Here is a 1,075-nt window from a genome sequence, read left to right as displayed (position 1 = left end):
AGGAGGGTCTTCGGATTCATTTTGGGCGAAATTAACGAATCCATTGGGAAGTGATCCAAGCGTTAGTTACAGCAATGGCAACGCATTAGGCGATTATGGCTCTTTGCAAAATAATATGCCAAATAATACTTGGGGATGGGTCAAGTGGGGTGAGGCGAATCTCACTGCTGGTAATTATGAGCTTGAGGTCGCATACCGTGAAGGTGGTACCTTGATGGATCAAATCCTTGTTACTTCGAATACAGATACGCCAACAGGAATAATGACTTTGGTGGATCCTAGTGCATTAGGTGATCGTCGAGAGTGTTCGGCATCAACACCTTCTCACTATCTTGAGTTTGCGCGTAATCCTGAAAGATATCGTATTGGAGAGAGTTCAGGTTCTGACTCATTGATTGAATCTGGAAGATCGCTTGCTTTCGACGGTGCTTGTCTCACGCGCTATCAGATTGGTAAAACGCAAGCTGATGGTGAGGCATTTATTAACGGTGCGGGCGTTACACGTACTGTATTGGAAGAAAAGCAAAACTTCGCGAATTGGTTCCAATATTATCGTCGTCGTCACCAAGCAATGCGTGGTGGCTTAGCAGCAGCGGTTCAGGGTATTAATGGTATTAAAACAGGCATGTTCTGGATTAATAACAGACGTACTGTTGGTTCTGCACAAATGAAAGATGTTGGTGTAGGGACTGAACTTGGTACCTTCTTAGACGAGCACTACACGCGAGTGAATGCGGGCGGTACACCACTGCGTAGCGCATTGAATCATGCTCGCAATCAGTTCAAGAGCACAACCGGCCCTATAACCAGTGAGTGTCAGAAAAACTATACATTGTTGTTCACAGATGGTTTTAATACCCAAAACACAACAAGCGAAGTTCAGTCTGTGCTTAATGACGGTATCGGCAACCAAGATGGTTCTGCGGGTGCCCCTTATCAAGACAGTTACTCAACGACACTCGGCGATATTGCATATGATGCTTATACAACGAACTTGAGAGGTGACCTCCCAACAGGTGCAGTGCGAGTCAATCCGCTTTGTGCAGACGCGAGTCCGGATGCTTGGTTAGACTGT

At 46.0% G+C, this 1,075-nt stretch carries 1 protein-coding gene; it reads left to right on the top strand.

Annotated elements, in window-relative coordinates; translation table 11 throughout:
- On the top strand, positions 1-1,075 hold a 1,075-nt coding region (locus A3738_RS30305), incomplete at both ends, for a VWA domain-containing protein (protein WP_197473479.1).

The sequence above is a fragment of the Oleiphilus sp. HI0066 genome, assembly GCF_001635725.1.
Note: the sequence above shows the minus strand (reverse complement) of the source record. Positions and strands in the feature narration are given on the sequence as shown.